Annotated in this window: 20 protein-coding genes; 4 read left to right on the top strand and 16 right to left on the bottom strand. The window is 60.3% G+C overall.

Annotated features, from left to right (window positions below; genetic code table 11):
• Positions 1–271 precede the first annotated feature (271 nt).
• From BBAG_RS00320 to BBAG_RS00295, 6 genes are all read right to left on the bottom strand, one after another.
• The gene (locus BBAG_RS00320) at positions 272–1,783 is read right to left on the bottom strand and encodes a glycoside-pentoside-hexuronide (GPH):cation symporter (RefSeq protein WP_081443747.1); all 1,512 of its coding nucleotides are present in this window, start codon (positions 1,781–1,783) and stop codon (positions 272–274) included.
• A 193-nt stretch (positions 1,784–1,976) separates the two neighbouring features.
• A complete protein-coding gene (locus BBAG_RS00315; RefSeq protein WP_003825399.1) occupies positions 1,977–2,921 on the bottom strand; it encodes a beta-galactosidase small subunit in 945 nt (314 codons plus the stop codon).
• Positions 2,902–4,845: a glycoside hydrolase family 2 TIM barrel-domain containing protein gene (locus BBAG_RS00310; RefSeq protein ID WP_003825398.1), complete on the bottom strand. Its 1,944-nt coding sequence runs from the start codon at positions 4,843–4,845 to the stop codon at positions 2,902–2,904. The genes BBAG_RS00315 and BBAG_RS00310 overlap by 20 nt, the downstream gene beginning before the upstream one ends.
• A 128-nt stretch (positions 4,846–4,973) precedes the next feature.
• Complete coding sequence (gene galE, locus BBAG_RS00305; RefSeq protein WP_003825395.1) at positions 4,974–5,975, bottom strand: UDP-glucose 4-epimerase GalE; 1,002 nt, start codon at positions 5,973–5,975, stop codon at positions 4,974–4,976.
• Positions 5,976–5,978: 3 nt separating this feature from the next.
• Positions 5,979–7,469 (bottom strand): UDP-glucose--hexose-1-phosphate uridylyltransferase, encoded by a 1,491-nt coding sequence (galT, locus tag BBAG_RS00300; RefSeq protein ID WP_003825394.1) that lies wholly within the window; start codon positions 7,467–7,469, stop codon positions 5,979–5,981.
• Between the two features lie 156 nt (positions 7,470–7,625).
• A complete protein-coding gene (locus BBAG_RS00295) occupies positions 7,626–8,801 on the bottom strand; it encodes a galactokinase (protein WP_003825392.1) in 1,176 nt (391 codons plus the stop codon).
• A gap of 421 nt (positions 8,802–9,222) precedes the next feature.
• On the opposite strand from BBAG_RS00295, the gene BBAG_RS00290 reads away from it, so the two are divergent.
• The 3 genes from BBAG_RS00290 (at position 9,223) to BBAG_RS00280 (ending at position 12,813) form a co-directional block, all read left to right on the top strand.
• Complete coding sequence (locus tag BBAG_RS00290) at positions 9,223–10,257, top strand: LacI family DNA-binding transcriptional regulator (RefSeq protein WP_003825391.1); 1,035 nt, start codon at positions 9,223–9,225, stop codon at positions 10,255–10,257.
• Between the two features lie 187 nt (positions 10,258–10,444).
• Positions 10,445–11,773, top strand: a complete 1,329-nt coding sequence (locus BBAG_RS00285) for an ABC transporter permease (protein ID WP_003825389.1) — start codon at positions 10,445–10,447, stop codon at positions 11,771–11,773.
• On the top strand, positions 11,770–12,813 hold the full coding sequence (locus BBAG_RS00280; protein ID WP_003825387.1) for an ATP-binding cassette domain-containing protein: 1,044 nt from the start codon (positions 11,770–11,772) through the stop codon (positions 12,811–12,813). Before BBAG_RS00285 ends, BBAG_RS00280 begins: the two co-directional genes overlap by 4 nt.
• A gap of 122 nt (positions 12,814–12,935) precedes the next feature.
• Here BBAG_RS00280 and BBAG_RS00275 read toward each other — a convergent pair whose 3' ends face one another.
• The 10 genes from BBAG_RS00275 to dnaK form a co-directional block, all read right to left on the bottom strand.
• Positions 12,936–13,703, bottom strand: a complete 768-nt coding sequence (locus BBAG_RS00275; RefSeq protein ID WP_033509152.1) for an HD domain-containing protein — start codon at positions 13,701–13,703, stop codon at positions 12,936–12,938.
• Positions 13,704–13,767: 64 nt separating this feature from the next.
• Positions 13,768–14,637 carry a class II glutamine amidotransferase gene (locus BBAG_RS00270; RefSeq protein WP_003825382.1) on the bottom strand — a complete coding sequence of 290 codons (870 nt, stop codon included), beginning with the start codon at positions 14,635–14,637 and terminating at the stop codon, positions 13,768–13,770.
• Positions 14,638–14,720: 83 nt separating this feature from the next.
• Positions 14,721–16,949, bottom strand: coding sequence for a KUP/HAK/KT family potassium transporter (locus tag BBAG_RS00265; protein ID WP_231855899.1), 2,229 nt, complete (start codon positions 16,947–16,949; stop codon positions 14,721–14,723).
• A gap of 87 nt (positions 16,950–17,036) precedes the next feature.
• Positions 17,037–17,996 (bottom strand): TatD family hydrolase, encoded by a 960-nt coding sequence (locus tag BBAG_RS00260; RefSeq protein WP_003825378.1) that lies wholly within the window; start codon positions 17,994–17,996, stop codon positions 17,037–17,039.
• A 155-nt stretch (positions 17,997–18,151) separates the two neighbouring features.
• Positions 18,152–18,853: a DedA family protein gene (locus BBAG_RS00255; RefSeq protein ID WP_003825377.1), complete on the bottom strand. Its 702-nt coding sequence runs from the start codon at positions 18,851–18,853 to the stop codon at positions 18,152–18,154.
• Positions 18,854–19,107: 254 nt separating this feature from the next.
• Positions 19,108–19,779 (bottom strand): HAD family hydrolase, encoded by a 672-nt coding sequence (locus BBAG_RS00250; RefSeq protein ID WP_033509150.1) that lies wholly within the window; start codon positions 19,777–19,779, stop codon positions 19,108–19,110.
• A 98-nt stretch (positions 19,780–19,877) separates the two neighbouring features.
• Complete coding sequence (locus BBAG_RS00245; RefSeq protein ID WP_033509159.1) at positions 19,878–20,441, bottom strand: heat shock protein transcriptional repressor HspR; 564 nt, start codon at positions 20,439–20,441, stop codon at positions 19,878–19,880.
• Positions 20,442–20,529: 88 nt separating this feature from the next.
• The gene (locus tag BBAG_RS00240; protein WP_003825371.1) at positions 20,530–21,531 is read right to left on the bottom strand and encodes a DnaJ C-terminal domain-containing protein; all 1,002 of its coding nucleotides are present in this window, start codon (positions 21,529–21,531) and stop codon (positions 20,530–20,532) included.
• Between the two features lie 145 nt (positions 21,532–21,676).
• Complete coding sequence (gene grpE, locus BBAG_RS00235; RefSeq protein ID WP_003825366.1) at positions 21,677–22,309, bottom strand: nucleotide exchange factor GrpE; 633 nt, start codon at positions 22,307–22,309, stop codon at positions 21,677–21,679.
• Between the two features lie 2 nt (positions 22,310–22,311).
• On the bottom strand, positions 22,312–24,183 hold the full coding sequence (gene dnaK / locus BBAG_RS00230) for a molecular chaperone DnaK (RefSeq protein ID WP_003825364.1): 1,872 nt from the start codon (positions 24,181–24,183) through the stop codon (positions 22,312–22,314).
• Positions 24,184–24,600: 417 nt separating this feature from the next.
• Between dnaK and malQ the strand changes: the two genes are divergently transcribed.
• On the top strand, positions 24,601–26,778 hold the full coding sequence (gene malQ, locus BBAG_RS00225; RefSeq protein ID WP_003825362.1) for a 4-alpha-glucanotransferase: 2,178 nt from the start codon (positions 24,601–24,603) through the stop codon (positions 26,776–26,778).
• Positions 26,779–26,796 lie beyond the last annotated feature (18 nt).

The following is a 26,796-nucleotide window of genomic DNA, read 5'->3' as shown; positions in this document are numbered from 1 at the left end:
AACCTTAGCATGCCCCACCCGCCGATTTCGGCAGGCAGATTGTGCGCCGCTTGCATACGGAACCACGCAGAACCATTGCAAAACCACGCATAAGGCCGGAGCCCTGCATAATGCAAGGCTCCGGCCTCTATAGCGGCCGCTCACAGGGAAAGGGGGAAACTGCAAGCGGTGGCCGCTACTGCACCAAGCGGCTTATGCGATGGATGCCGCTTAGTGGGGTCGAGGGGATTGCCGGCTTGTATGACTACCTACCGGCAATTCCATGAATGGCTTACTTTGTTGGAGTGCTACCGGCTTCCTCGGTCGCGGAGGCAATGGTGGCCTCGTCTTCGGCGGAGGCGTTGGCGCCCAGCGCGTCCTTGCCCCAGGTCTTCTCCAGTTCGGCCACGATCTCGGCGTGCTTCTCCTCGGTCAGCTTGACGCGGGTGAGGAAGATGAGCAGGCCGATGACGATGAGCACCAGCGGGGCCACGAACACGATGAGCTTGAAGTTCATCTCGCCCTGGGCACTGACATGGTTTTCGGAACCGGCGGTCATGCCTGCGGCGACGGCGGCGAAGCCGATAACCCAGTTGGACACGGCGCCACCGAACTTATCGAGCAGCGGGCGGACGGAGAGGGTCAGGGCCTCATCGCGGTGGCCGAGCTTGAGCTGGCCGTATTCGACGCAATCGGTGATGGTCATGAGGACCACGAGGAACACCAGCGGCTGCGGGATGAAGAACAGCTCGGCGGCGACCAGCACGAGGGCCAGGGACTTGCCGGCGAAGAAGAAGAGCACGATGCCGGCGAGCATAATGCCCAGGCAGACAACGAACACGTTGCGGCGGCTGAACTGCTGAGCGAGCTTCGGGAACAGCGAAACGGAGACCAGGCCGACCAGGGTGTTGATGGTGGCCAGGATGGAGAACTTGCTGGCGTCGCCGAGAATGTACTGGAAGTAGTACAGCTCGGAGGCGTTCAGGATGGCTACGCCGGTGGTGTAGGCGAGGTAGGACAGGGCGATGGCCATGAGCTGATCGTTCTTGAGCAGCATGCGGAACACGTCCTTGAAGCCCGTCTTGGTCTTGTTCTGGCGCAGCGTGGAGTCGACCTCGTGGGTGCCGAGGGCGACGCAGATCACGGAGATGATGCCGATGAGGGCCACGATGAAGGCGAACCAGAACCAGCCGTTCTTATCGCCGGAGCCGGACTTGGTGACGGAGAAGAAGAGGACGATCGGCATGATCACGACGCCGACGATGTTGCCGCCGATGGTGGAGCCGACACGGGCGAAGGTTGCGGTCTTCTCACGCTCTTCGGAGCTGAAGGTCAGGGCCGGGACCATGGACCAGAAGCTGATGTCCTTGAAGGAATAGAAGATATCCATCACGATGTACAGCACCGCGAAGATGGCCAGGTAGAGCATCGGGTTGGTCTCGTTGAGGCCGCCCATATCGGTGAACAGCACCATCAGGGCAACGGAGCTGACCACACCGCCGCCGACGACCCACGGCTTGAACTTGCCCCACTTGGTGGTGGTGTTGTCGATCATGTTGCCGATGAACGGGTCGATGAACAGCTCGACGATACGCAGTACGGCGATGATGGTGGTGATGTACAGCACCATGCGGTTGTTATGTGCCGCATCACCCGAGTTGAACAGGTGAGAGGTGATGAACATGATCAGATACGTCGACAGTGTGGCGTAGAAGATGTCATGTCCGAATGCGCCGGTCGCGTATGCGATGCGCGAAGTCATTACTTTGCTTCTGGATTGTTCAGCAGAGCTGCCGTTGCTCATGCGAAGCCTCCTTGCTTCTCCTAATATGTACAATGTTTACGATAATACGCTTTTTTACTGAAACGTATCTTTTTACTTAAAAACGTCCTTTGCTGCTCTTGTTTACCAGTCCTCCCCAATGGCCGTATTCCAACGATAACAACGAGACGGCACCCATCGGATGCCGCCTCGTGCTTCTTGGTTTTCGCTAAAACTATAGTTCAATCCTAAAACTGAACTCGTGGTTTTCCTGCGCATCGATGTGATAGTCGGGCCTCACGTCGGAGCCCCAGCTATCGATGCCGCCCACGCCACGCACTGCGCCGCATACCGTCAGCACCGTGCGGCGTGCCGGCGGCAGCTCGTTGGGATGCGTGGCGTTCTCGATTTCTTCCGGCGTATACGGCAGGCAGGAGAAGGCGAACGGTACGCCATCCTCCCCCTGGGCGAAGGTCAGCGAGAATTCGCTGCGGTCGCCACGCCTTGCGTTGTCGAGCACGGCATCGCGCGTCACCGTAACCCGTTCGGTGCGCATATGCATACCGCAGTCCTGCGGCACCAGGTATGGGGTGACCGGCATGCCTTCAACCGTGTACTCCCCCGGCACCCCACCGGCCATGCGGTCGGGGTAGGTTTCGCCGGAAAGCCCGGTATAGGTGAATCCTTTGGCCGGGGTCGGCATCACGAAGCGCAGGCCGAACACCGGCAGCTCGGGCAGGCCTTCCTTGCCCTCGTAACGCACCGTTACGCCGATTGTGCCGTCAGAGGTAACGGTGTAGGCCACCGTCACCGTGGTCGCCGGCACAACAGGCAGCGTGTAGGTGTAGGTCATGGTCATGGTCTGCGCCTGCACCGGGCCGCCATACGAGTTGTTGTCCGGCGCAAGCGGATTGTCCACCGGCTCGCCGTCAACGCTCAGCTCGATCTTGGAACATGTGGCGAACATATCCGCGCCCATCCACATTGCCGACTTGACCGGGAATCCATTGCCACGGTCGTTGTCGGTGGTGGCGCGCCACAACGCCGGACGCGGCGCACGATACAGCCATTCACGGCCGCCGATATTGAACGAGACCGGGCCACCGGCCTGCCATGAGAACAGGTATTCGAAGCCGTCGCCGTGGACGCCCGTCACCACATCACCGAATACGATTTCCATCTGCGTACCTTCCGTAGTAATACTTGACTTCCTGCATGGCCGGCTTCTCCGTGCGGTCGGCGAACAGCAGACCATCACCGGAGAATTCGTAGTCGGAGCAGCGATCGTCGAAATCGCCGCCGTAGCACAGCATCTTCTCGCCCGTCAGCGGATCGGGCGCGTACAGCTGCTGGTCGATGTAATCCCAGATGAACCCGCCGAGGAACCCTTCGCAATCGTCGAACAGCTCCATGTAGTCGCCGAAGCCGCCCAGCGAATTGCCCATGTCATGCATGAACTCGCACAGAATGTACGGCTTCTTCGGCTGCTCGCTCAGATACTTGCGCGCGCCTTCCGGCGTATCGTACATGCGGCTTTCCAAGTCGGAGATGACGTCTTCGAACGCACGGTTGTGAACCACGCCCTCGTAATGCGTCAGGCGGCCGTCCTGCTTGCTCTTGTAGTAGGCGTCCATCGCCGCGATGGCGGTGCCGGCATACGACTCGTTGCCCATGGACCAGAACAGGATGGACGGGTGGTTCTTGAGCATCTCATACTGCGTGGTGGCGCGGTCGACCACGACCTTCTCCCATACGCTGCTGTTGCCCGGCACGTTGTATGAAGGCTCGACGATTCCCATCTTCTGCCAGGTGCCGTGGGATTCCAGGTTGGTCTCGGCCATCACGTAGATGCCGTGCTCGTCGCACAGACGGTACCATTCCAACCGATCCGGGTAGTGGCAGGTACGCACGGCGTTGATGTTGTTGCGCAGCATCGTATCGATGTCGCGGTGCATGTCGTCCATGGTGATGCAGCGGCCGGAATCGGCGTTCCACTCATGGCGGTTGACGCCGAGGATATAGAGCCGGTGACCGTTGAGCGTGACCTTCACGCCGTCACGCACCAGCTTCCTGAAACCGGTATCCACTTGGGCGATCTCACAGGTCTTGCCGGAGGCGTCGATGAGGCGCACGTCGACGCGGTACAGGTTCGGGCTGCCGTTGTCCCACAACTGCGGGGCGGCAATGCTGGTGAACGCGAGGGTGGCGTCGCCATCGGTTTCCGGTGAGCTGGTCTGAGACGCAATGCGAGTGCCTTGCGGATCGGTTACGACCACTTCCGCCTGGGCGCCGGCGAAATCAGCGGCGTCCTTGGCACTCAGCCGCATATCGACGGTGATGGTTCCCGTCTGCAGATCGTCGCTCAGCAGGGAACGTACGGCGATGTCGTCCACATGGATCTTGGGCAGTGCCACAAGCTTCACGGGGCGGAAGATGCCGAAGAAACGGAAAAAGTCCTGGTCTTCGACCCATGCCGCGGTAGAGCGTTTGAACACCTCGCATGCGATGGTGTTGGCGCCGGTCTCGTTGATATACGGGGTCAGGTCGAATTCGGACGGCGTGAAGGTGTCTTCCGCATATCCGACGAAATGCCCGTTGAGCCACAGGTAGAACGCCTGCTCTACGCCTTCGAACACCACGTGGATGCGCTGGCCGCGCATATGTTCGGGCAGGGTGAAGGTGCGCATGTAGGAGCCGACCGGATTGTCGTCGGCGTCGGAGAACGTGCCGATGCCGGGATCGTCTGGCGTCAAGCCGGCAGGGCGGCGATACTTACGGCCCTCCCACGGGTACATGGTGTTGATGTACTGGTTCTTGTCATATCCCGCCATTTCGATATGCCCCGGCACTGCGATGTCGTCGAAGTCGGCGGGCGCCTCGGCCAGCTGGTGGAAATCGACGGGTCGCGCCTGCGGGTTGGGGGAATACTTGAATTTCCAAGTGCCGTCGAGTGGCATGATCAGACCGCTGCTGTCGCGTTCCGCCTCGTCCTGCGTGGCATAGCACCGGTGATCGCTGTGCGCGTCCAAGCGGTTCACGCGGAACACGTCCGGCTTGTCAAGCCAGCTCAGGTCCGCGCTCTGTATCGAGCTTGCGCCATCCATGGGAGCCTCCTTGCTCTGTGAACTTTCCTTGTAAACAAGTTTACCGTGGATTTAGCAATCGTTACTTTGTTTACTAAACAAACAGGGCCTCCCCGAAGGAAGGCCCTGCTGCGGCGATTGCGCCGAAATCACTTACGATCGTCGTACCCGTTCGGGTGGGTGGAATGCCATGCCCAAGCGGTCTCGATGATCTTGTCGATGTTGTCGAACTGCGGCTTCCAGCCGAGCACGGTGCGGGCCTTATCGGAAGCGGCGATCAGGGTGTCCGGGTCGCCGGGGCGGCGCGGTGCCATCTCAGCGGGGATCTCCTTGCCGGTCACCTTGCGGGCTGCCTCAAGAATCTGCAGGTTCGAGAAGCCTGTGGAGGAACCGAGGTTGAAGGCGTTGGACTCATTGCCGGCACGCAGGTAGTCGACGGCGAGGATGTGCGCGTCGGCCAGATCGAAGGGGTGTACATAGTCGCGCACGTTGGTGCCGTCGGGGGTGTTGTAGTCGTCGCCGAAGATCATCAGCTTGTCACGCTTGCCCTGGGCGACCTGCAGCACGATCGGCAGCAGGTGGGTTTCGGGGCCGTGATCCTCACCGATGGATCCGTCCGGCTTGGCACCGGCGACGTTGAAGTAGCGCAGGGCCACGAACTTGATGCCGTAGGCCTGATCGCACCAGCGCATGATCTTCTCCATCATGAGCTTGCTCTCGCCGTACGGGTTGATCGGCTTCTGCGGGTCATCCTCACGAATCGGCATCTTCTCCGGAATGCCATAGGTGGCGGCGGTGGAGGAGAACACGATCTTCTTGACGCCGAACTCCTTCATCACCTCAAGCAGCTTGACCATGCCGGCGGTGTTGTTGTCGAAGTACTTCAGCGGTTCCTTCATGGATTCCGCAACCAGGGAGAACGCGGCGAAGTGGATCACGGCGTCGATGTCCGGGTTCTCGCGGAACACGCCGCGCATGAACTCCTGATCGGCCAGATCGCCCTGGTAGAACTTCGCGGCCGGGTTCACTGCGGCGCGGTGGCCGGTCACCAGGCTGTCCACGACGACGACCTTCTCCTTGCCGGCTGCGACCAGTCGGTCAACCATGTGGGAGCCGATGTAACCGGCTCCACCGAGGACCATAACAGTCATTGTTTACTTCTCCTTTGTTCCGAGGGTTTGAACAAACTTCATGAACGCGGCCTTGCCTTCAGGGGTGCGCTTGTACACACCCGCGTCTTCCAGCACGCGGCTGAAGACCTTGCCCACGGCATCCTGGACGATGCCGGTGACGGTGTCTTCCGTCGCTTCGGGATGAGACCGCTTGATTTCTTCCGCCCATGCACGATGATACTCGGCAATGTCGTTGTCGCGGCCGAGCACGAACTTTTCGACCTCGGCGAGCTCCTTCTGCAGGCGCGGCGGAAGGATGGCCAGACCCATGACCTCGATCAGGCCGATGTTCTCCTTCTTGATGTGTTGCACATCCGGGTGCGGGTGGTAGATGCCGTCGGGGAACTCCTCGGAGGTCTGATTGTCGCGCAGCACCAGGTCGAGCTCGTATTCGTCGCCCTTCCTGCGTGCGATCGGCGTGATGGTGTGGTGCGGTTCGCCGTTGGATTCGGCGAGCACCTGCGCATCGGGGTCGGAGTATGAACGCCATGCGTCGAGGATCTTGGAGGCCAGCTCGACCATCTCATCGCAGTTCTTGCCTGCCAGTCGAATCACGGACATCGGCCACTTGACGATGCCGGCCTTCACGCCTTCGAAGCCGTCGAAGGTGAATTCCGTCTCGACCGGGGCCTTCTCCATGGCGAAGGTGTGGCGGCCGCCCTGGTAATGCTCATGGGCGAGGATGGATCCGCCGACGATCGGCAGGTCGGCGTTGGAGCCGGCGAAGTAGCCGGGGAACTGTTCAACGATGCCGAGCAGGCGGTGGAAGGTCTCCTTGCTGATCTTCATCGGCTCATGCTTGCCGTAGAAGAAGATGCAGTGCTCGTTGAAGTAGGCGTACGGGGAGTACTGGAAGCCCCAGCCTTCGCCGTCCATGTCGAAACGCACCACGCGGTGGTTCGCACGCGCCGGGTGGTTGATGCGGCCCTGGTAGCCTTCGTTCTCGATGCACAGCTGGCACTTGGGGTAGCTGGAGGTCTTCGCGTTCTTGGCGGCGGCAATGGCCTTCGGGTCCTTTTCCGGCTTGGACAGATTGATGGTGATTTCGATGTCGCCGTATTCGGTGGGCACCGGGAAGTAGATGTTCTTGGCGATGGCCTTGGTCTTGACGTAATCGTTGCGCTTGCTCATCGCGTAGAAGTCGGCGATGGCCTTGGCCGGGTCCTGCTCGTAGGTGCTCCAGAAGGTGCGGTTCACCACGCTTGGGGCCGGGGTGATGAAGTCCATCAGCTGGGCGCCGACGGTGTCCTTCTCCGCCGCGGTGTCGCCGACCTTGCCGTTGCGTGCGGCCAGATCGGCAAGCTCTTCCTTCAGATCGACGATGTCGTTGGCATCGGCGGTAGCTGGCGCGTCGGCACCGTCCTCGCCGACGATCGCCATAACGCGATTCGTGAGATATACGCGATCGACTTCCTCGTAATCGCTGTTGGCGATCACCTGGCTGACGAATTCGTCCACCAACCCTTGTGCCATGTCAGGCCTTCCTTACCTCGTATCCAATGGTTCATAGTCATATATCGCCCGTCGCGATGCCGCCCACGCACGGCGGGCGGCTGGAATCGTGCGCGGCGCACGGCGGGCGGGGCCGCGCACGATTATCCTAGGCTCCTTCGGGAGCCGATGGCTGCATCAGTTGTTGCGGGACAGCACGCGGGAGCCGCCTGCGATCTCGGCGATGTAGAAGGCCGGGGCGTAGCCGACGACTTCCTCGTACTTGGTGCCGACGGCCTTGGTGAACGCGTTGACCTTGTCTTTGTTCACGATGGCGATGGCGCAGCCGCCGAAGCCGGCGCCGGTCATACGGGCGCCGATCACACCGTCCTGCTCCCAGGCGGTGTGCACCAGGGTGTCCAGCTCAAGACCGGTGACTTCGTAGTCCTGCTCCAGCGAGACGTGGGAGGCGTTCATCAAACGGCCGAAACGGTCGAGATCGCCGGATTCCAGCGCCTTACGGGCCTTCAGCGTGCGCTGGTTCTCCGAAACGGCATGGCGGGCGCGGCGAATGCGGTTGCCGTCCTTGATGAGGTAGGCGTACTCGTCGAAGCTTGCCTCGTCCAGCTCGCCCAGCGTCTTGATGTTGAGCTTGGCGTTGAGCTCCTCAACGGCCTTCTCGCATTCGGCGCGACGCTCGTTGTACTTGGAGTCGGCCAATTCGCGGCGCTTGTTGGTGTTCATGATGACGATGACGTTGTCGCCCAGGTCCAGCGGCACCAGGTCGTAGACCAGCGTGTTGGTGTCCAGGTAGATCGCCTTGTTCTCGGCGCCCATGCCAATGGCGAACTGATCCATGATGCCGGAGTTGACGCCGATGAACTCGTTCTCGGTGCGCTTGCCGATCTTGACCAGGTCGACGCGTTCCAGCTTCAGGTCGAACAGTTCCTGCGCGATGATGCCGATGAGCAGTTCCAGCGATGCGGAGGAGCTCAGGCCGGAGCCGTTCGGGATGTTGCCGTAGACGAACACGTCCATGCCGCTGGTGATGGCGTGGCCTTCTTCGCCGAGGAACTTCAGCACGCCCTTGGCGTAGTTAGTCCAGTTGTCTTCCTTCTTGTAGACCAGCTCGTCGAGACGGGATTCGACGATGCCGACCTCTTCGAAGTTGGCGGAATAGAAGCGCAGCTTGTTGTCATCGCGCTTGCGGGCCGCGCCGTAGGTACCCAGGGTGATCGCGGCGGGGAACACGTGACCGCCGTTGTAGTCGGTGTGCTCGCCGATCAGATTGATGCGGCCCGGGGAGAAGAATGTGGCATCAGGCTGTGCGCCAAAGACTTCCTGGAATTTAACGTTCAGTTCGGCAGTGTCCATGAGAAACTCCTTCGTTTTTTAGCTGCTGTTGCCAACAATTTTACCTAGTTTTACGCTTTCTCAAAATTTTTTACTTAACAAGGATATTTGGCTATATTTCAGGCTTTTGCCCCATTTTAATATTCATAGCCAACTTAACTACACAATTTCTTTACAAAATATTTTAGTAAATAATCCCTATGCTGGATATGAACGTCTTGTACCGTTCCGTCGGGAGAGGCCGTTGAGAAAGCATACCGCGCACCGATGGGGGAAGAGGAAAATTCGGCACGCGGATCTGTGGTTGTGTGGGACGGCCTCTTTGACGTCCTACTCCTGTAGTGTAGCGGCTATACCTGAGAACCTGTATGTTTACTAAAATTCTGTGCCATAATGGAACAGCCTCCTCGCTCTACGGCCTACGGCACAGAAGGAGATCACGATGACGGATACCAAGCGGAAGGGCAAAGCCCCCACCATCAAAGACATCGCCACCATCGTCGGAGTCTCCATCGCCACCGTATCCCGTGTGCTCAATGAAGACGCGACCATGTCGGTCAACGAGAACACCCGCAAGAAGATCTTCGCCACCGCCGAACAGCTCGGCTACAAAAAGCACCGCAAAGCCGGCGGGAAAGCCAAGAAGCAACGCCGCGTCGTTGTCGTCCAGTGGTACACCGAACGCCAGGAGCTGCAGGATCTCTACTACTATTCCATCCGCATCGGCATCGAACGTCGGCTCGAAGAGCTCGGCTACGCCATCACACGCGTGTTCAACGATTCGTCCCACGCCGATTTCGAAGACGCCGACGGCATCATCGCCGTCGGTAAGTTCAGCTCCGAACAGGTGCGCACACTCGGCAAGCTGAACAAGCACATCGTGTTCGTCGACAGCGACACCCTGAACGCTGGATTCACCTGCATCATGCCTGACTTCATCAATTCCGTCACCAGCGTGGTCGACCACTTCCTACGCCATAAGCAAACCAATATCGGCATGATCGCCGGCGAGGAGTATACGGCCGACAAATCCTCCAAGCTTGCCGACCGACGCTACTACACGTTCCGCAACTATCTGACCGAATGGAAGCTGTACAACCCGGCGAATATGTACGTCGGCAACTTCACCACCAGCGACGGCTACCGGCTGATGAAACAGGCCATCAAGGACCATCCGCGCGACCTGCCGCAGGCGTTCTTCATCGCCAACGATTCACTGGCCATCGGCGCGCTGCGGGCGCTGCAGGAAGCCGGCATCAAGGTGCCCGAGCAGGTAAGCCTCATCTCGTTCAACGACACCGCCATCGCCAAGCAGGTATTCCCGCAGCTCAGCGCCGTCACGGTGTACACCGAGCAGATGGGCAGCGCCGCCGCGGAAATCCTCGACAAGGAACTTAACAACAGGGGCATCTCCCCCGTTCCGTTCATGCTGAAATTCGCCACCAAACTCACCCTGCGCGGCACCAGCATCAACTAACGCTCCGACCCTCCACGCACAAAGCAGCACGCCCGTCCACACGATTACAGAAATTCTCAGGAATCTCCCAGACTTCACCGAGCCTCGTACCAGCATTGGGCGAGATAACCTCCAACAAATCCAGCCTACTGTCTTAAGTTGGAACTAACCGTTGTATAAGCCTTGAGAGAACTGGAGAAACCATCACATGTTCGTTCTCACCAACGCCTGGCATGCCCTCGGCAGGCACCGGGCGTATTCCATCCTGACCGTCATACTGGCGCTGATCATGTCGTTCGGCACCATCACCTCCGCCGCGGTACTGACCAAGCAGACCGCCGCCCACGGCACCGAATACCAGGCACAGAAGCCTACCGCCGTAATCAGGCCGGGCGCAAAGCTGCAGTCCCAGATGAAAGGCGACGATGCCAAAGCCACAACCGAACACTATCTGACCTTCACCGACTACTCCCCCATCGCCGTAGCGGCACAGAGCAAGTCGCTCTCGTTCACCTACTCCTTCGCCGAAACCGTCCCGGTACGCCAAAGCGACTCGCTGAAGGCCATCGCCGGAACCGCCGACGAATCCGCCGACAACACCGGCGGCGAACTGCTGCTACGCAGCTTCTACGACGCCAAAGCCTTGAAAAACAACGATCTCGGCGAAATCACCCTGGTCAAGGGCAAGAAGCTCAAGTACACCGACACCAAATTCACCGGCGCACTGATTTCGAAAGCCCTGGCCGACAAGAACAAGCTGACGGTCGGCTCCACATTCACCGTGGCGAATCCGACCGACGCCTCGAAGAAATACACCTATACCGTGCAGGGCATCTACAAGTATGCAAACCCCGCCACCGCCAAGTCGTACACGCTGGCCAAGCAGAATCCCGACAACGTGATCTACACGGCATACGCCACCGCATACACCAACGGCCTCGACCCGGAAAAGTCCCCGAAGGGCACCTGGGCCATGCCGGACCTCGACATCACCTTCCTGCTCAGCAGCCCGGCCGACTACCAGACCTTCGCCAAACTGGCCAAGAAGTCCATGCCCAAGGGCTATGAGCTCTCCTCGCCGTCTTTGGACGCCTACAACAAGAAACTCGAACCGCTCGACAGCACCGCATCGTGGATGCGCATCGCCCAGATCGTGCTGCTGGCTGTCGGTGGTGTGCTGCTGGTGATCATCACCATCATGCGCACCTGGATCGTCCGCCGCGACGAAATCGGCATGGGCCTGATCACCGGTGTCACCAAACCGCGTCTCGCCTGGCAGTTCATTGTGGAAACCCTGATGCTGACCGTGGTGCCCATCGCGCTCGGTCTGCTTATCGGCGGATTCGCCGCGCAGCCGATCGGCAAGGCATTGTGCGGATTCGCCACACCAATGAGTACGGCGATCGTATCGTCGGCCATCCGCAACTCGCTGGGCGGCATCGCGATTCTCGCCGTCGTGGCACTGTTCGGCCCGGTGGTCTTCCGCACCGCCAATCTCTTCAAGCCGGCAGGCCCGGCAACGGAGGCGAAGGCATGAGCAACGATATCGATAAGGACGAAACCATGAGCAACGACCTCAACGACCAGCACACCGGCGACCAGCATGCCAGCGGCGATATCGAGTCCCTTGAGTTCAGCGTCGAATACGACGACGCCGGCAGCTTCGGCGAGGCACCCGCACAACCCGCCGCAGGCACGGCGCAAGACGATGCGGACAAGGCCGCCAAGCCTGCCGTCGACACCGACGCCAACGCCACGGCGACCTCCGCCAACGCCAGCCACGTCGACCAGACCATGCGGCTGGCCAAAGGCAAGGACGCAAGCAAGACCAATGCCGCAACCGAACGCGCCTACGCCACCACGAACCATCGTCTTGACAGGCAGGTGCGCGACCGCGTGCTGCTCAAGTCGTACCCCACGTTCTCGTTGAACCATGTCACCACAACCGCACGCAAAACAGGCCGTCATGTGCTTGACGACCTGTCGATGGCCTTCTATACGGGCACGCTGTATGCGGTCAAGGTGCTTAGCGATGAGGACGATCCCGAGCAGCGCACCACGCTGATGGCCGTTATGGGCGCGTTCATGGCCCCCACCTCCGGCGAAGTGATGTCGAAAAGCTCGAATTTCACCGAATTGGAACTCGGCGAACTGCGCGGGCACCGTCTCGGACTGGTGCCACAGCGGTATGCGGTGCGCGGCGACCTCGATGCCGAAGGCAGCCTGCTGTACGCCATGAACGGCTCGGGCCGCGGCTTCCTCAAGCCCAAGCCGGTGATCGCCCGTGAAATGCTGCAAAGCGTTGGATACACCGAAGCGACCAGCGGCAAGAAGGTGAGCGAACTGTCCCCGCTCGACCAACGCCGCGTGGCCATCGCACGCGCGCTATGCTGCGACGCGGAAACCGTGATTCTCGACGAGCCGACCAAGGGGCTGAGCGAGTCCGATGCCGCCGAACTGCTGGAACTGCTGCGGCGCATCGCCCGCAGCCGCGACCCCAAGCGCGTGGTCATCATCGTCACCAGCGACGATGCCGTGGCCAGTGCGGCCCAGAAGGTCTACGACCTGACCGACTGAGGCCCGATCCAAACCGGCGCAACATCGTAGAACACCAATAACGGCGTGGGCGGAAATCATATCCGCCCACGCCGTTATTGGTTGTTATTGGTTGTACCACCGGGCTGCAGCGGCTGCGGTAATCAACGCTTGAGCACCATGCCGTATTCGGCGGCCATCGGCTCCACATCCACCACACCATACTGATCCAGCAGATCCAGCCAGCGTTGCTTGTTCTCCTCGCCGAACCGTTCGGCACGCGCCGTATACGCGCCGGCGGTGAGGAACTTGGGCGGCAGCGACTTGCTGTTGTACTTGTCGGCCACCATCACCAGCTCCTGCTCGAGATTCACAGGCACATAATCCGCAGGCGGCAGCGGCAGACCCTGACGCACCACGTCATCCTTGGTCAGGCCGACACCGGTGTGGTTGCGCGCGAATTGCGCGATCTCTTCCGCCACACCCTGCTCCAGCAGGTACTCGTAGCCCAGAATGCCATGTTTGATGTATTCGGGCCCATTGAACTGCAATGGTTCGCCGTCCGTACCGTCGTGCTTGAGCACACGATAGGTGCCGATATCATGCAGCAGACCGCCGATGACCACCAGATGCTCGTCGATGAGCCGGGGCGGCACCTTGCCTCCGATCACATTGTCGGAAGGCGGCACCACATGCTGCGCCTCGGTGTTCGCATCCGATGCCGCCGCCCCGCAACGTCCGGCCAGTTCCGCGGCATCCTGCGGCAACGTGCAACGCCGGGTGAACAACGCGTTCTGTCTGCGAGCGAGCGCACGTGCGATCCGAGCCACGATGACGCAGTGGCGGTGGATCAGATCATAGGCTGCGTCGCTGGGGGCGATGCGATGATGCAGTTCGTCGACTTGTTCGAGAGTTGGGATATAGCCAGTCATACGCACCATCTTAGGTCGTTGACGGTAGCCTGCCGTGGATTTGCGCTTTTAGACCGCACGGCTTTCAGATGCCGCGAATCCGCCATTGTCCGGTGCGATTGGAGGCCACGATCATCTGATCGTTGCCGAGTTCCTTCCAACCGTCCGCTTCGAACTGATCGAAGCCGGATGATGCCACCACGATGCCGGCGGCATTGTTCTGATCGTCGGTAAGCGGGCGGTAGCGCATCACACGGTAGTCCAGGGCTTTCTCCCCCACACCGTATTCCTCGTAGATCTCGATGATGCGCGACGATGTGCGTTCACGCCCGGCCGCGTTCAATGCGATGAACGTGTCCTGCGACTGGATCATGCAGTTGTAGCTCGACTTCGGGTAGGTCTGACGCAGCTGGCGCACGGTCTGGGCCACGGCCTCGTCCAGTTCGTAGCCGGAGGCGATGTATTCGAGGATGATCGAGAAGAAGATCGCGGAATCGGAACGCCCGCCGGTGCCGAGGAACGTGCTGCGGTTCACCGGGTACTGCTTGTTGTCTACGATGTTGCGGCCGTGCGAGTCGGAGATGTCGCCATTGTGGATGAAGCTCAGGCCATTGCTGAAGAACGGCTGCTGGTTTTCCAGAATCAGCGGAATGCCCGAGGATGCGAGTCTCAGATGGTAGAGCGCCCCGCGTGCGCCTTCTCGAACGAGCTCGTGGAACAAGGGGTCGTGCTTCGCCGCCACAGTGGATTTGTAGAGTTTGGTGCCGGTTTCCGGCGATGGTGCGCCGCCGTCCATCGTGCCCGGCGTCTCGGGCGGATCGTATAGCGAGGCGCAACCCCAGCCGTCGTTATGAATGCGGCTTAATTCGCGGAATTCCTCGACGGTGGGGATGCCCAGGATATCGTTGAGGCTTAGATTGGCACCTGCCGTTGCGTATCCCAGTAATCTGCACATAGTAGGGCACTGTACCGCGCGTGCATTTCGACGCGCGGTCAGCGCTATAACCGTTGCCTATACCTCACCCGCTGAGGGCCTGCTCATTCCGCAGTGCGCTTGAGCTTCGGCGGCCTGTTCGTGGGCACGAACAGCGGCTGCACTTCGATGAGCGGATTGTAGGGCGCCAGGCCGAACCATTTCACCGCGGAACCGGCCATATGCCTGATCGCGTATTTGACGGACAGTGACAATGCTCCCCTTCTCGACACCTTGGATTCGGGCATGAGGGCCTTGTGGACCAGCACATATTTGATGGTGCCGATGCCCGGATCGGCGTCGACCTTCGGGTAGATGGATTTCTGCTGCGGCAGTTCGCCGGTGTGCTCCAGGTCATGCATGATCTGATGCAGGTATGCGGGAATCGACTGCGACACTTTGAATCCCAGCCGCATTTTGATGCGGAACAGGTAGTCGGTGCCGAAGCTTTCCACACTGTATTCACGCGTGAACGGCTGGTCGGTGGTTTCCACGCTCAACGCCCACCAGGCGCGTGCGCGCTTGGGGTGATCAGCGAAGATGGAGAAGAAGATGTCGGTATCGAGGCGCTTCATCTCGCTATCGGAGGTGAGGTAGACGATGTTGTCGGCGAAGAACGGGATGTGGTTGTCGCCGTGCAGCTTGTCAAGCGTGGGCAGGAAGTCCTTCGGCCTCATGTGACGGCGTTGCGCGCGTTCGATCTTGGTGCCGTCGTTCCACGTGACCATGACGAACAGGATCGCCAGAGTCAGCAGCATGGTGAACCAGCCGCCGTGCAGGAACTTCGCCATCGACGCCACGAAGAACATGGTCTGTATCGCGAGGAACACCACTAGGAATACCATCGACCAGACCTTGCTCACCTTATGCCAGATGTAAACGGCCAACAGCACGGTCGTGGTGATCATGGTGACCGTCAATGCCAGGCCGTATGCGGCGGAGATGTATTCGGAGTCGCGGAACAACGCCAGTACCGCCAATGTCGATACGCATAGCACGATGTTGACGACGGGGATATACAGCTGACCGCGCGTACGCGCCGGATAACGGACCTGCAGATGGGGCATCCAGTCAAGTCGAGTCGCTTCGGACACCATGGTGAACGCGCCGGTGATCAGAGCCTGCGAGGCGATCACGCCAGCCGTGACGGAAAGCACGACCGCGATGCAGCGCACGGACGGCGTCATCATCTCGAAAAAGGGGTTCAAGCCGTGCAGATGGTCGTAGGCTTCGTCATCCCAATGGTTGAGCATCCACGCGCCCTGGCCGAAATAGCACAGCACGAGCGCGACCTTGATGAACGGCCAGGTGAAGTAGATGTTGCCACGGCCCACATGCCCCATATCGGAGTACAGGGCTTCGGCACCGGTGGTGGAAAGGAACACGGTGCCCATCACGGCGATGCCGGCGGCATTGTGCGGACTGAAGAGGAATCTCACGCCATACACGGGGTTCAGCGCCGCGAACACGCTCCAATCCTGGCTCAGGTTTACCAAGCCGACCACGGCGAGGAACGTGAACCACACCATCACCACGGAACCGAATACTTTGCCGATGCTTTCGGTGCCGTGCGATTGCACGCAGAACAATCCGACGATGATCACCACGGTGATCATGAGCGTCAGTTCCTTGTTTTGCGTGAACAGGCCCTCCAAGGCGGGCAAGGTTTCCAAACCTTCGACAGCGGAACTGATGGACACGGCCGGTGTGAGCACCGAGTCGGCCAGGAACGCCGCACCGCCCAGCATGGCCGGGAACACGAGCCACCTACCATACTTGCGAATCAGGGAGTACAGGGCGAAAATGCCACCCTCGCCGTGATTATCGATGCGCATGGCGATGAACACGTATTTGACGGTGGTGATCAAGGTAATGGACCAGAACACCAGTGACAGCACGCCAAGCACCGCTTCGCGGTTGGCGTTGACCAGACCTCCCTGCCCATTCAGGAAGGTCTGCATGGTGTACAGCGGTGATGTGCCGATATCGCCGTAGACCACGCCGAGCGCCACGATGGCCATGCCCAGGCTGATCTTGTTCGGCCCTGATTGCAGTCGAACCCACCAGCGTCCAACCGGACCGCGTTCATGCGCACTGGCAAGTTTTTCGGCCTCGCGGCTTTCCGCCTCGGCCTGTTTGACAAGCTCCGCGCGTTCCTCTTTTGTCAGCGAACTATGTGACACCTTGGGAACGTTGGTAAATCGGTCGGCTCTGAGCAGCGCCTCGCCATCCGCGCCGTCAGTGTGACCGCCCTGTTTTCGTTTCCGCACGTTCCGCTCGTTCGTATTCTTCATCATGATCCTCCCTTGGGTTCTCAAGTCCCGTTCTCTGATATCGCAGAGACATGGTAGTTCACCCTTGGTATACCCACAACTCGGTAATCATTCGATGTCGTAGACTTTCCGCGTGGTTTCGCGGGTTCCACGGGCCACTTCAGCTATCGACATACCGAGCGTGTCGGCCATGGCTTGGAGGGTATAGGGAATCATGTATGGGGCGTTGGTGCGGCCACGATACGGCATGGGCGTCAGGTACGGAGCGTCGGTTTCGACCATGGCGTGGTCAAGGCCTACGATGCGCAACGATTCGCGGATACCGTCGTTGCCCTTGTAGCTACAGGTGCCGGAGAAGCTGAAATACCAGCCGTGTTCACGGGCGATTTCGGCCATTTCCGCGTCGCCGGAATAGCTGTGGAATACGGTGCGTTCAGGGGCGCCGTCGGCGAGCAGGGTTTCGATGACCTCCTTATGGGAGTCGCGGTCGTGAATCTGCATGGGCAGGTTCAGCTCCTTGGCGAGCGCGATATGCGCGCGGAACGCTTCGCGCTGCAGTTCCTTGGCGTCGTCCCCGGTGCGGAACAGGTCCATGCCGGTTTCGCCGATGGCCACCACCTGCTTGGGGTAGGTGACGGCGAGCCGATGCACTTCGGCGAGCGCATCCTCGAAGCTGACGTCATGCCACGGCTGGTACTTCACCGGCAATCCGTCCGGCCCCGGTACGGCGCGATGGCCATGGTGCACGGCCTCATTGGGGTGGATGGCGAGCGCCGCGTACACGTGTTCGTGCTCGCGTGCCATGTCGACGGCGGTCATGAGGTTCGGCAGTTCGCACCCGCAGTCGATCACTCCGGTAACCCCTACTGCCGAGGCCTGTGCCAATAGCTCGTCCACGCTGTACACGGGGACTTCCGGCTGGCCTTTTTCCACTGCCTCATGACTCATGGCACGGGAGAACGGCACTACCGATGCCACGTGGGTATGATTGTCGATCACCTGGGCGTTGGCCGGCAATGGTTCCGGCGCGGGAGCCCAGCTGCGATCGCGATGCTTCTTTTTGCTCATACGCGCCATAGTGTCGCGTCCCCGTGACGAACCTGCGTATTGCATTGTTCGAGTTTTGCCCGCCGAATACGAACATCCCGCACGCATCGCCATCTTCCTTGTTGCCGTAGGAATAGGCGTTGCATGCGGGATGTTCGTAGCCGTTGCGGCGCTGGTTACCGTTCGGCCCGCACCTCTGCGGGAGCGTCTTCGGTCTGCTTCTTCTTGCCGAACTTGGCTTTGAGCAGTCCGATGATGGTGGGTACCAGCGACACGACCAGAATCAGTATGATGATGAGTTCGAAATGCTGCTGCACTGCGGGAATGCCGCCGAAGAAGTAGCCCATGAGGGTGAACAGGGACGACCAGCACAGGCCTCCCAGTATGGAGAACGGTGTGAATCGGCTCCAACGCATGCCGGAAATGCCGGAAATGAATGGCATGAATGTGCGGATGAAGGGGAAGAATCGACCGAGGAACACTGCCAGCGGCCCCCACTTCTCGATCATCTTTTCGGTTTTTTCGATACGTTCCGGCGTCATGGCCTTGACTTTGCCGGATTCGAGAATACGCCGTCCGAAGAAGTGGCCGATCCAATAGTTGCATTGGTCGCCGATGATCGGAGCGCACCATACTACGGGCAGCAATGCCATCAACGGCAGTGCCGCTTTGCCGGTCGCGCTGTCGGGGGCGGCGAACACGCCGGCTGCGAACAGCAGCGAGTCTCCCGGCAGGAACGGGAAGAACACCACACCCGTTTCCACGAAGATGATGATGAAGATGAAGCCCAGCGTGGGGGCCACGCCCATGGCGATCCAGCTGGCGATGGCCGCGCGCGGATCCTTCAGCAATTCCACAAAGAAGTTAATAATATTCATGCGTTTCCCAATTATTCCTTCGTCCGATACCCGGATCGGCCGGCAATGACGGTTTCCGGCAAACCGTCAACAACCCTATCAGCAGACCGCACCGCGATTCCTTGCCCGTATCGCTACCTGTCCAAATCTGCACATTCCCGCAAGCATTCCCGCAAGCACTCCTATAAACCGCCGCGCATACGAATATTCCCCGGCGAATCGTCTTGATTTCCGGGGAATGTGCCGTTTGGCCTCGACTGCCGGCATTGCCGGCGCTACTGTGCGAGCCGTTGACGGACGAAACCATCCAATGCGGCCGCGTCGATTCCGTCGTATCCGTTGATGGAGGCGAACTGCGGGCCGGAGGACGTGTCGGTGCGAATGGTGCAGGTCTGCGCGATGGTCGTGGCACCGGAGGCCGCGCCCGCTTCCAGACCGACGAAGGTATCTTCCAACACCACGCATTTGCCCATATCCTCAGGGGCGATGCCGAGCTTCTTCGCGGCGAGCAGGTATGGGGCGGGGTCGGGCTTATGGGCACAGTCGTCGTCTCCGCATACGTAGTCGAGGAACAATCCGCCAGCCTGTTCCATGATGTTTTCGGCCATGGGTCTTGGCGATGTGGTTACCAGCATCACGGGGATTCCCGCGTCGCGCAGGGATTGTAGCGTTTCGCGCACACCGTCGATCCACGGCAGACGTTCCTGTTCGGCGTTGAACACGTAGGCTTTAAGCTGCACATCGATTTCTTCGATGCTTAGTGTGCACCCGTGCTCGATCATATGTTCGGCGACTTCGGGAACGGGTTTGCCGGAGCATTCCCAACCGAGATCCTCATCCCAATAGCCGCCGTGTTGCGTAGCGAGTTCGATCTCGCCGTCATGCCACAGGGGTTCGGAATCGATGGTGGTGCCGTCAAGATCACAGAATACGGCTTTCAACAGCATGTTTTTCTCCTTGCTGAGGAGTGGAAGTACGCCACCAGTACACCAAATCAGCTCGACAGCATCATGCGTATCCGTTACGCGCCGCGCCACGGTAGGAATCAGCGGTATCCCCAAAGAATCACCGACTTGGAATCGGTGCGCGCATTAGGATCGTAGCCGCTTGCGCCGGATGGCAGTTCACGTACTGTGGCGTGGATGTCGCGCCGCCAACGGCGTGCACTGTTGGATCGTTGCATTTCGACGATGTCGCCGTCGCGCCCGGCTGCGAATACGCTGCCGTCGTTTTCCGCGCGCATGCGTTTGATCTGACGGCGCAGCTGCCGGGTTTCCTCCTGCAATTCGAGGATGCGCGTGATGCCCGAAAGATTGATGCCCTCATCCTGGCTGAGTTTTTGCGCCTGAACCAGGCGGTCGACGTCGCGCAGACTGTAGCGCCTCGCGCCGCCCGCGGTCCGCTGCGGCACCACCAGGCCTACGCGATCGTATTGGCGTAGGGTCTGGGGGTGAATGTTGGCGATTTCGGCAACCTGGCCGACGGTGAAGATCGGCATCGCAATGTCGAATCCGGCGTTATCCGCTCCATCAAGATCAGCTCGCCCCAACACGAGCGCCGTCGCGCACAGCGCGTACAGCTGGCGCATCTGTCGTGCTGTTTTCGCCATCATTCACCTCCCTGGCGTTATAAGGCATCGTTGTGTCGTTTCCTTGGGTGTTCAGGCCGCTGCCTGCGGAGCACCGAGCGGAAACCGATCAGCGCTGCAGGTATGCGCCCGCTGCCTCATCGAATTTCTTAGCCGCGTGCTTGGCGCTCATGTTGGGCTTTGCCGGCACGTGGATCTCCACGCGGCCGATCAAGTCGCCTGTCTGGTTTCCCGAATGCACGCCGTGGCCTGCCACTTTGACTTCGGCGCCGCTGGATGAACCGGCCGGAATCTTGAACGACACCGTGTTGCCGTCGATATCAGTGGTTTCGACCTTGCCTCCGGCAACGGCTTCGCCCACGGTAACGGGCAGGTTCATCACCAGATCATGGCCGCGCATGCTGAAACGCGGATCCTCAGTCACGCTGATCTGCAGATACATGTCGCCGGGAGCGCCGCCGTTGCGGCCGGGCTTGCCTTTGCCGCTCAGCCGGATCTTCTGTCCGTCTTTGACGCCGGCCGGGATATGCGTCTTGAATTTCCTGCCGTCCGCGGACAAGGACACGGTCACGCCCTTCACTGCCTGGCGGAATGTCAAAGTGATCTTCGAATTGCGGTCCTCGCCGCGTTCGGGCTGTGCCGGCTCCTCATAGCCTGCGCCGTAGCCACCACCGTAAGGCGCACCGGATTGCGCGCCGGCGCCGCCACCGAACATCGAGAAGATGTCGTTGAGGTTCGGCTGCCCGCCGCCCGAAGTCTGGAAGCGCACACGGGAGCCGCCAGGTGCGCCGCCGCCGAACATGGAACCGAAGATATCGGAGAATCCGCTGGCGTCGAATCCACCTGCGCCGGAGCCTCCTGCGAAGCGGGCGCCACCCATGCCGAACTGGCGAATCGCGTCATACTTCTGGCGTTCGTCCTTATTGCTCAGCACGTCGTAGGCTTCGGAGATGTCCTTGAATTTCTCTTCGGCCTCCTTGGTCTTATTGACGTCGGGGTGGTACTTGCGCGCCAGCTTGCGGTAGGCTTTTTTGATTTCGTCGGTGGTGGCGTCTTTGGAGACACCGAGGACCTTGTAGAAATCCTTGTTCAACCATTCATTCTCAGCCATCACTGCCTCCTTTCAAGAGGTTTTCATGAGTTGTTTCATGAAGCCTTTCGTAAAGTCTTCATACTGGTACAGCAAGGCCTCCCGAACCGCAGACGCTGATCGGCAGTCAGCGCCGGCGAGTCGGGAAGCCTTGAGGGGAAAACGGTCAGGCCTGCGGGGAGGCGACCACGACACGGGCCGCGCGAATCACACGGTCGCCGATGCGGTACCCGGCTTCCACCACGGTGTCGACGGTCTCTTTCTCGGCATTCGGATCCGGCTTATGCAGGATCGCGTCATGCTTGGTCGGGTCGAAGTCCTCGCCTTTTTCGCCGAACTTCTCGACGCCGAACTTCTCGAATGCCTTGTCGATCTTCGCGGCCACGGCTTTGAAGGAGTCATCCATCTCGCTGTGTTCGCGAATGCGGTCGATGTCGTCGAGCGCGGGGAGCAGGGCCGTCAGCACATCGATGATGCCGTGTTGACGGAAGCGATCCTGTTCCTTCTTGGCGCGATTGCGGTAGTTGATGAACTCCGCGCGTTCGCGCTGCAACGCTTCGAGATAATCAGCCGCTTCCTTCTTCGCCTTGCCCAGCGGTGTCAGCGTGCCCTCGTCGGCATCCTGCTGGTCGCCGTTGCCGGCATCGGCGGGACCCTCCTCGGGCTTCGGGGCGGCAGGCTGATCTACAGGCTGGCTGTCGGCCGGCTTGGCGGCGTCGGCGGCAGGAGCGCCCTGCCCGGCCAGTTCGTCGGCATCGGGCAGGTCGTTCAGGTAGTCGTCCTTGTTGAACTCAGACATGATTACTTGTTGTCCTTGTCATCGTCGTCCACGACTTCGGCATCAACCACATCGTCGGCGGCGGCACCAGCAGCGCCCGCACCCGCGGTACCGGCACCGGCAGCTGCGCCTTCGGCGCCCTGCTGGGCGTACAGCGCCTGTCCGATCTTCTGGGCGGAGGTCATCAGCTCGCTCTGCGCGGTCTTCACGGCCTCGGTATCCTCACCCTTCAGGGCTTCCTTCAGGGCGTTGACCTTTTCGGTGACTTCCTTGGCCACGTCGTCGGAGAGCTTGTCCTTGTTATCGTTGACGAGCTTCTCGGTCTGGTAGGCGAAGGCCTCGGCCTGGTTGCGGGTCTCGGCGTCCTCCTTGCGCTTCTTGTCCTCGGCCTCGTGGGCTTCAGCTTCCTTGACCATGCGATCGATTTCGTCCTTCGGCAGGCCGGAACCACCGGTGATGGTCATGGACTGCTCCTTGCCGGTGCCCTTGTCCTTGGCGGACACGTGCACGATGCCGTTGGCGTCGATGTCGAAGGTGACCTCGATCTGCGGGACGCCACGCGGAGCCGGGGCGATGCCGGTCAGCTCGAAGGTGCCCAGCGGCTTGTTGTCGCGGGCGAACTCACGCTCGCCCTGGTAGACCTGGATGAGCACGGACGGCTGGTTATCTTCGGCGGTGGAGAACACTTCGGAACGCTTGGTCGGGATGGCGGTGTTGCGCTCGATGAGCTTGGTCATGATGCCACCCTTGGTTTCGATGCCGAGGGACAGCGGGGTCACGTCGATGAGCAGCACGTCCTTACGGTCGCCCTTGATGACGCCGGACTGCACGGCTGCGCCGACTGCCACGACCTCATCCGGGTTCACGGACTGGTTGGCTTCCTTACCGCCGGTGAGCTCCTTGACGAGCTCCTTGACGGCGGGCATACGGGTGGAGCCGCCGACGAGCACGACGTGGTCGATGTCGGAGACGCTGATGCCGGCGTCGGCCAGCACGTTGTTGAACGGGGTGCGGCAGCGGCCCAGCAGATCGGAGGTCATCTCCTCGAAGTGGGCACGGGTCAGGGTCTCGTCCAGATGCACCGGGGTGCCGTCAGGGGTCATGGCCAGGTACTGCATGGAGATGGAGGTGCTGGTGGAGCTGGACAGTTCCTTCTTGGCCTGCTCGGCGGCTTCCTTCAGGCGCTGCAGGGCGATCTTGTCCTTGCTCAGATCAACGCCATACTTGTTCTTGACTTCGCTGACCAGCCAGTCGATGATCTTTTGATCCCAGTCGTCGCCGCCCAGACGGTTGTCGCCGTTGGTGGCCTGCACCTGAATGGTGGAGAAGCCGTCGTCGTCCTTGCCGATCTCCAGCAGGGACACATCGAAGGTGCCGCCACCCAGATCGAAGACCAGGATGCGCTCGTCTTCCTTGCCCTTTTCAAGGCCGTACGCCAGTGCGGCGGCGGTCGGCTCGTTGATGATGCGCAGCACGTTCAGGCCGGCGATCTTGCCGGCGTCCTTGGTGGCCTGGCGCTGAGCGTCGTTGAAGTATGCCGGGCAGGTGATCACCGCATCGGTGACCGGCTCGCCCAGATAGGCCTCGGCGTCGCGCTTGAGCTTCATCAGGACCTGGGCGGAGATCTCCTGCGGGGTCCACTTCTTGCCGTCGATTTCGACGGTCCAGTCGGTGCCCATGTGGCGCTTGACGGAGCTGATGGTGCGGTCGACGTTGGTGACGGCCTGGCGCTTGGCGACTTCGCCGACCAGGATTTCGCCGGACTTGGAGAATGCCACCACGGACGGCGTGGTGCGCATGCCTTCGGCGTTGACGATTACGGTCGGCTCGCCACCTTCCAGCGTTGCGATGCAGGAATTCGTGGTGCCAAGATCAATACCAACTGCACGTCCCATAACTGTGACTCCTTACTTATAGGTTCCGTCGGCTGCGGCGGAACAACGTTCTCGTTCTACGGTTTCCCGCTCACGTTTCCTTCCGGGTCATTCGACCCGTTCCAAAACTTGAGCCTACATCACTCAACTTCCGTATGTCAACTTTTATTCCCAAAATCTTCAGAAAGTTGAGTCAGTATCTATCAAGGTTTCATCAAGTCGTATGCAATATATATTCATTGCGAAAAATTCATTGCGAAAATGCGGCGACATGCACCACAATCGACGTTGTGCAAGACATGCGTAAGCACCTTTTTGCAATCGTTGTCAAAATAGGCTATCTTGTATGCTAAATAGAGAAATCAGCAAACGAAGCCAAGTCGACGCTGAATCAATAGGGGACGTTTGCAGAAACACTCGAAGAGGAGCACACCTATTATGACCAACGCCACACAGCGCGAAGAAAGCGCTGAACGTCTCGCCCGACCACTGATCCAGCTCGCCAAGGCAAGCGGACTATCGACCTCCTTCTTCGACCAGCTCGGCACATACACCGAAATCAGCGACGAGGCGCTTGTCGCCGTTCTCGCCGCACTGGGCATCGACGCATCCTCCGATGAGGCGATCGCACATTCCCTCGAACTCCACGACCGGCACCAGCGCGCCCAGCTCATCCCACCCACCATCGTCGCAACGGTCGGCAAAACCACCACCGTGGAGATCAACTGCAACGCCGACTGCGACATCACCGCATCCATCACCCTGGAAGACGGCGGCACCTTCGAGGAAGACCTCGACGCCCTGCCAGATCTCGACTCCGCACATCCCACCATCGCGCTTCCCGGCTCTCTGCCGATGGGCTACCACACCCTGCATGTCACCGCCGATGAACGCACCGCCGAAGCCACCATCATCAACGCCCCCGCGCATATCGAAGTGCCGGCAGCCGTCGCCGAGCACCATCGTTGGGGCTGGATGACCCAGATGTACTCCGTGCGCTCCCACGAGTCCTGGGGCGTGGGCGATTACGGCGACCTGAAGCGCCTGCTGGCCGACGCCGCCACCAAGTCCGGCGCGGACTTCATGCTCATCAACCCGATTCACGCCTGCGCGCCGCTCTCCCCGCTGGAACCGTCGCCATACCTGCCGGAGTCCCGACGCTTCCTCAACGTCACCTACATTCGTCCGCAAGACATCCCCGAATACGCCGATCTCAACGCGGAGGCACGAGCGAAGGTCGATGCGCTGCATGATTGCGTGGCCGCCAACAACGAGGACGCCGGCCCGATGGACATCAATGCCGCATGGGATGCCAAGCGACCGGCATTGCGTATCATCTTCGACGCCGGTCGCTCCCCGGAACGCGAAGCGCAGTTCGAGGACTTCAAGAAGAACGCCGGCCCCGATCTGGATTCCTTCGCCGCTTGGAGCCTGTGCTTCGAAGTGTGGGGCGCGCCGTGGGGAGACAACCCCTGGTTCAAGGAGACCACCGTTTCCAGCGAAGCCGTGCAACAGCTCATCGCCGAACATCGCGATCTGTTCGAATTCAACCGCTGGCTGCAGTGGATCGCCACCGAACAGGTCAATGATGCGCAGCAGACCGCTCTTGATTCCGGCATGGCCTTGGGCATGATCCAGGATATGGCCGTGGGCGTGCATGGTCTCGGTGCCGATGCATGGGCGAATCCGGAACGTTTCGCGGCAGGTGGCGTCACCGTAGGCTGTCCTCCTGATTTCTACAACCAGCAGGGCCAGGATTGGGGTCAGCCGCCGTTCAACCCGAACTACCTGGAGGCCACCGGCTATCAGGTATACCGCGAAATGGTTCATTTCATGTACGAGCATGCGGGTGCCGTGCGCATCGACCACGTACTCGGATTGTTCCGCCTGTGGTGGATTCCACAGGGATTGGGTGCCCGTAACGGCGCTTATGTGAATTACAACTACGAGGCCATGCTCGGCGTGCTTGCCATCGAGGCGACCCGCGTCGGCGGCATGGTAATCGGCGAGGATCTGGGAACCGTGCCCGATTACGTGCGCCAGGTGCTTGGCGAGCATGGCGTGCTCGGCACCGAGGTCGAGTGGTTCGCCCGAGTCGATTATTCCCCGAACGCCGGCGACCCGTACATGCCTCCGTCCGATTACCGCCGCCAGGCATTCGCCTCCGTCACCACGCACGATCTGCCGCCAACCGCCGGCTATCTCAACTACGAGCATGTCGAGTTGCGCAAGAAACTGCATTTGCTGGACGACCCCGAGTCGTTCCGTAAGTCCGCCGAAGCCGAACAGCACGCCATGCTGGACCGCTTGGTCGAAAGCGGCTACATCACCCCGGATGTCGCAGCTGATGTTCCGGCGCACGAGCAGCAGATCGTCGAGGCGATGCATGCCATGCTGTGCGATACGCCGTCCCTGCTGCTGCAGGCCGCACTGGTGGATGGCGTCGGCGAGCATCGTAGCCAGAATCAGCCGGGCACGTCCAGCGAATATTCGAACTGGCGCGTCCCTCTGGCGGATGCGAACCAGCATGTCATATTGACGCCGGACGTCTTCGACTCCCCTCGCGTGCAATCGTTGTCCAAGATCATGCGAGACGGCACTGCCACCAACAAGTAATCGTTAACCGTTTTCACG

Source organism: Bifidobacterium angulatum DSM 20098 = JCM 7096, from assembly GCF_001025155.1.
Taxonomy (GTDB): domain Bacteria; phylum Actinomycetota; class Actinomycetes; order Actinomycetales; family Bifidobacteriaceae; genus Bifidobacterium; species Bifidobacterium angulatum.
Note: the sequence above shows the minus strand (reverse complement) of the source record. Positions and strands in the feature narration are given on the sequence as shown.

Bases quoted from the DNA above. Each gene is read 5' to 3' on its own strand.
- BBAG_RS00290 (WP_003825391.1), top strand. From the start codon at position 9,223: ATGACGGATACCAAGCGGAAGGGCAAAGCCCCCACCATCAAAGACATC.
- BBAG_RS00315 (WP_003825399.1), bottom strand. From the start codon at position 2,921: ATGGAAATCGTATTCGGTGATGTGGTGACGGGCGTCCACGGCGACGGC.
- BBAG_RS00275 (WP_033509152.1), bottom strand. From the start codon at position 13,703: ATGACTGGCTATATCCCAACTCTCGAACAAGTCGACGAACTGCATCAT.
- BBAG_RS00245 (WP_033509159.1), bottom strand. From the start codon at position 20,441: ATGGCGAAAACAGCACGACAGATGCGCCAGCTGTACGCGCTGTGCGCG.
- galE (WP_003825395.1), bottom strand. From the start codon at position 5,975: ATGACTGTTATGGTCCTCGGTGGAGCCGGTTACATCGGCTCCCACATG.
- BBAG_RS00265 (WP_231855899.1), bottom strand. From the start codon at position 16,949: ATGAAGAATACGAACGAGCGGAACGTGCGGAAACGAAAACAGGGCGGT.
- BBAG_RS00255 (WP_003825377.1), bottom strand. From the start codon at position 18,853: ATGAATATTATTAACTTCTTTGTGGAATTGCTGAAGGATCCGCGCGCG.
- BBAG_RS00260 (WP_003825378.1), bottom strand. From the start codon at position 17,996: ATGAGCAAAAAGAAGCATCGCGATCGCAGCTGGGCTCCCGCGCCGGAA.
- BBAG_RS00285 (WP_003825389.1), top strand. From the start codon at position 10,445: ATGTTCGTTCTCACCAACGCCTGGCATGCCCTCGGCAGGCACCGGGCG.
- BBAG_RS00250 (WP_033509150.1), bottom strand. From the start codon at position 19,779: ATGCTGTTGAAAGCCGTATTCTGTGATCTTGACGGCACCACCATCGAT.
- BBAG_RS00280 (WP_003825387.1), top strand. From the start codon at position 11,770: ATGAGCAACGATATCGATAAGGACGAAACCATGAGCAACGACCTCAAC.
- grpE (WP_003825366.1), bottom strand. From the start codon at position 22,309: ATGTCTGAGTTCAACAAGGACGACTACCTGAACGACCTGCCCGATGCC.
- BBAG_RS00310 (WP_003825398.1), bottom strand. From the start codon at position 4,845: ATGGATGGCGCAAGCTCGATACAGAGCGCGGACCTGAGCTGGCTTGAC.
- malQ (WP_003825362.1), top strand. From the start codon at position 24,601: ATGACCAACGCCACACAGCGCGAAGAAAGCGCTGAACGTCTCGCCCGA.
- dnaK (WP_003825364.1), bottom strand. From the start codon at position 24,183: ATGGGACGTGCAGTTGGTATTGATCTTGGCACCACGAATTCCTGCATC.
- BBAG_RS00270 (WP_003825382.1), bottom strand. From the start codon at position 14,637: ATGTGCAGATTACTGGGATACGCAACGGCAGGTGCCAATCTAAGCCTC.
- BBAG_RS00295 (WP_003825392.1), bottom strand. From the start codon at position 8,801: ATGGACACTGCCGAACTGAACGTTAAATTCCAGGAAGTCTTTGGCGCA.
- galT (WP_003825394.1), bottom strand. From the start codon at position 7,469: ATGGCACAAGGGTTGGTGGACGAATTCGTCAGCCAGGTGATCGCCAAC.
- BBAG_RS00320 (WP_081443747.1), bottom strand. From the start codon at position 1,783: ATGAGCAACGGCAGCTCTGCTGAACAATCCAGAAGCAAAGTAATGACT.
- BBAG_RS00240 (WP_003825371.1), bottom strand. From the start codon at position 21,531: ATGGCTGAGAATGAATGGTTGAACAAGGATTTCTACAAGGTCCTCGGT.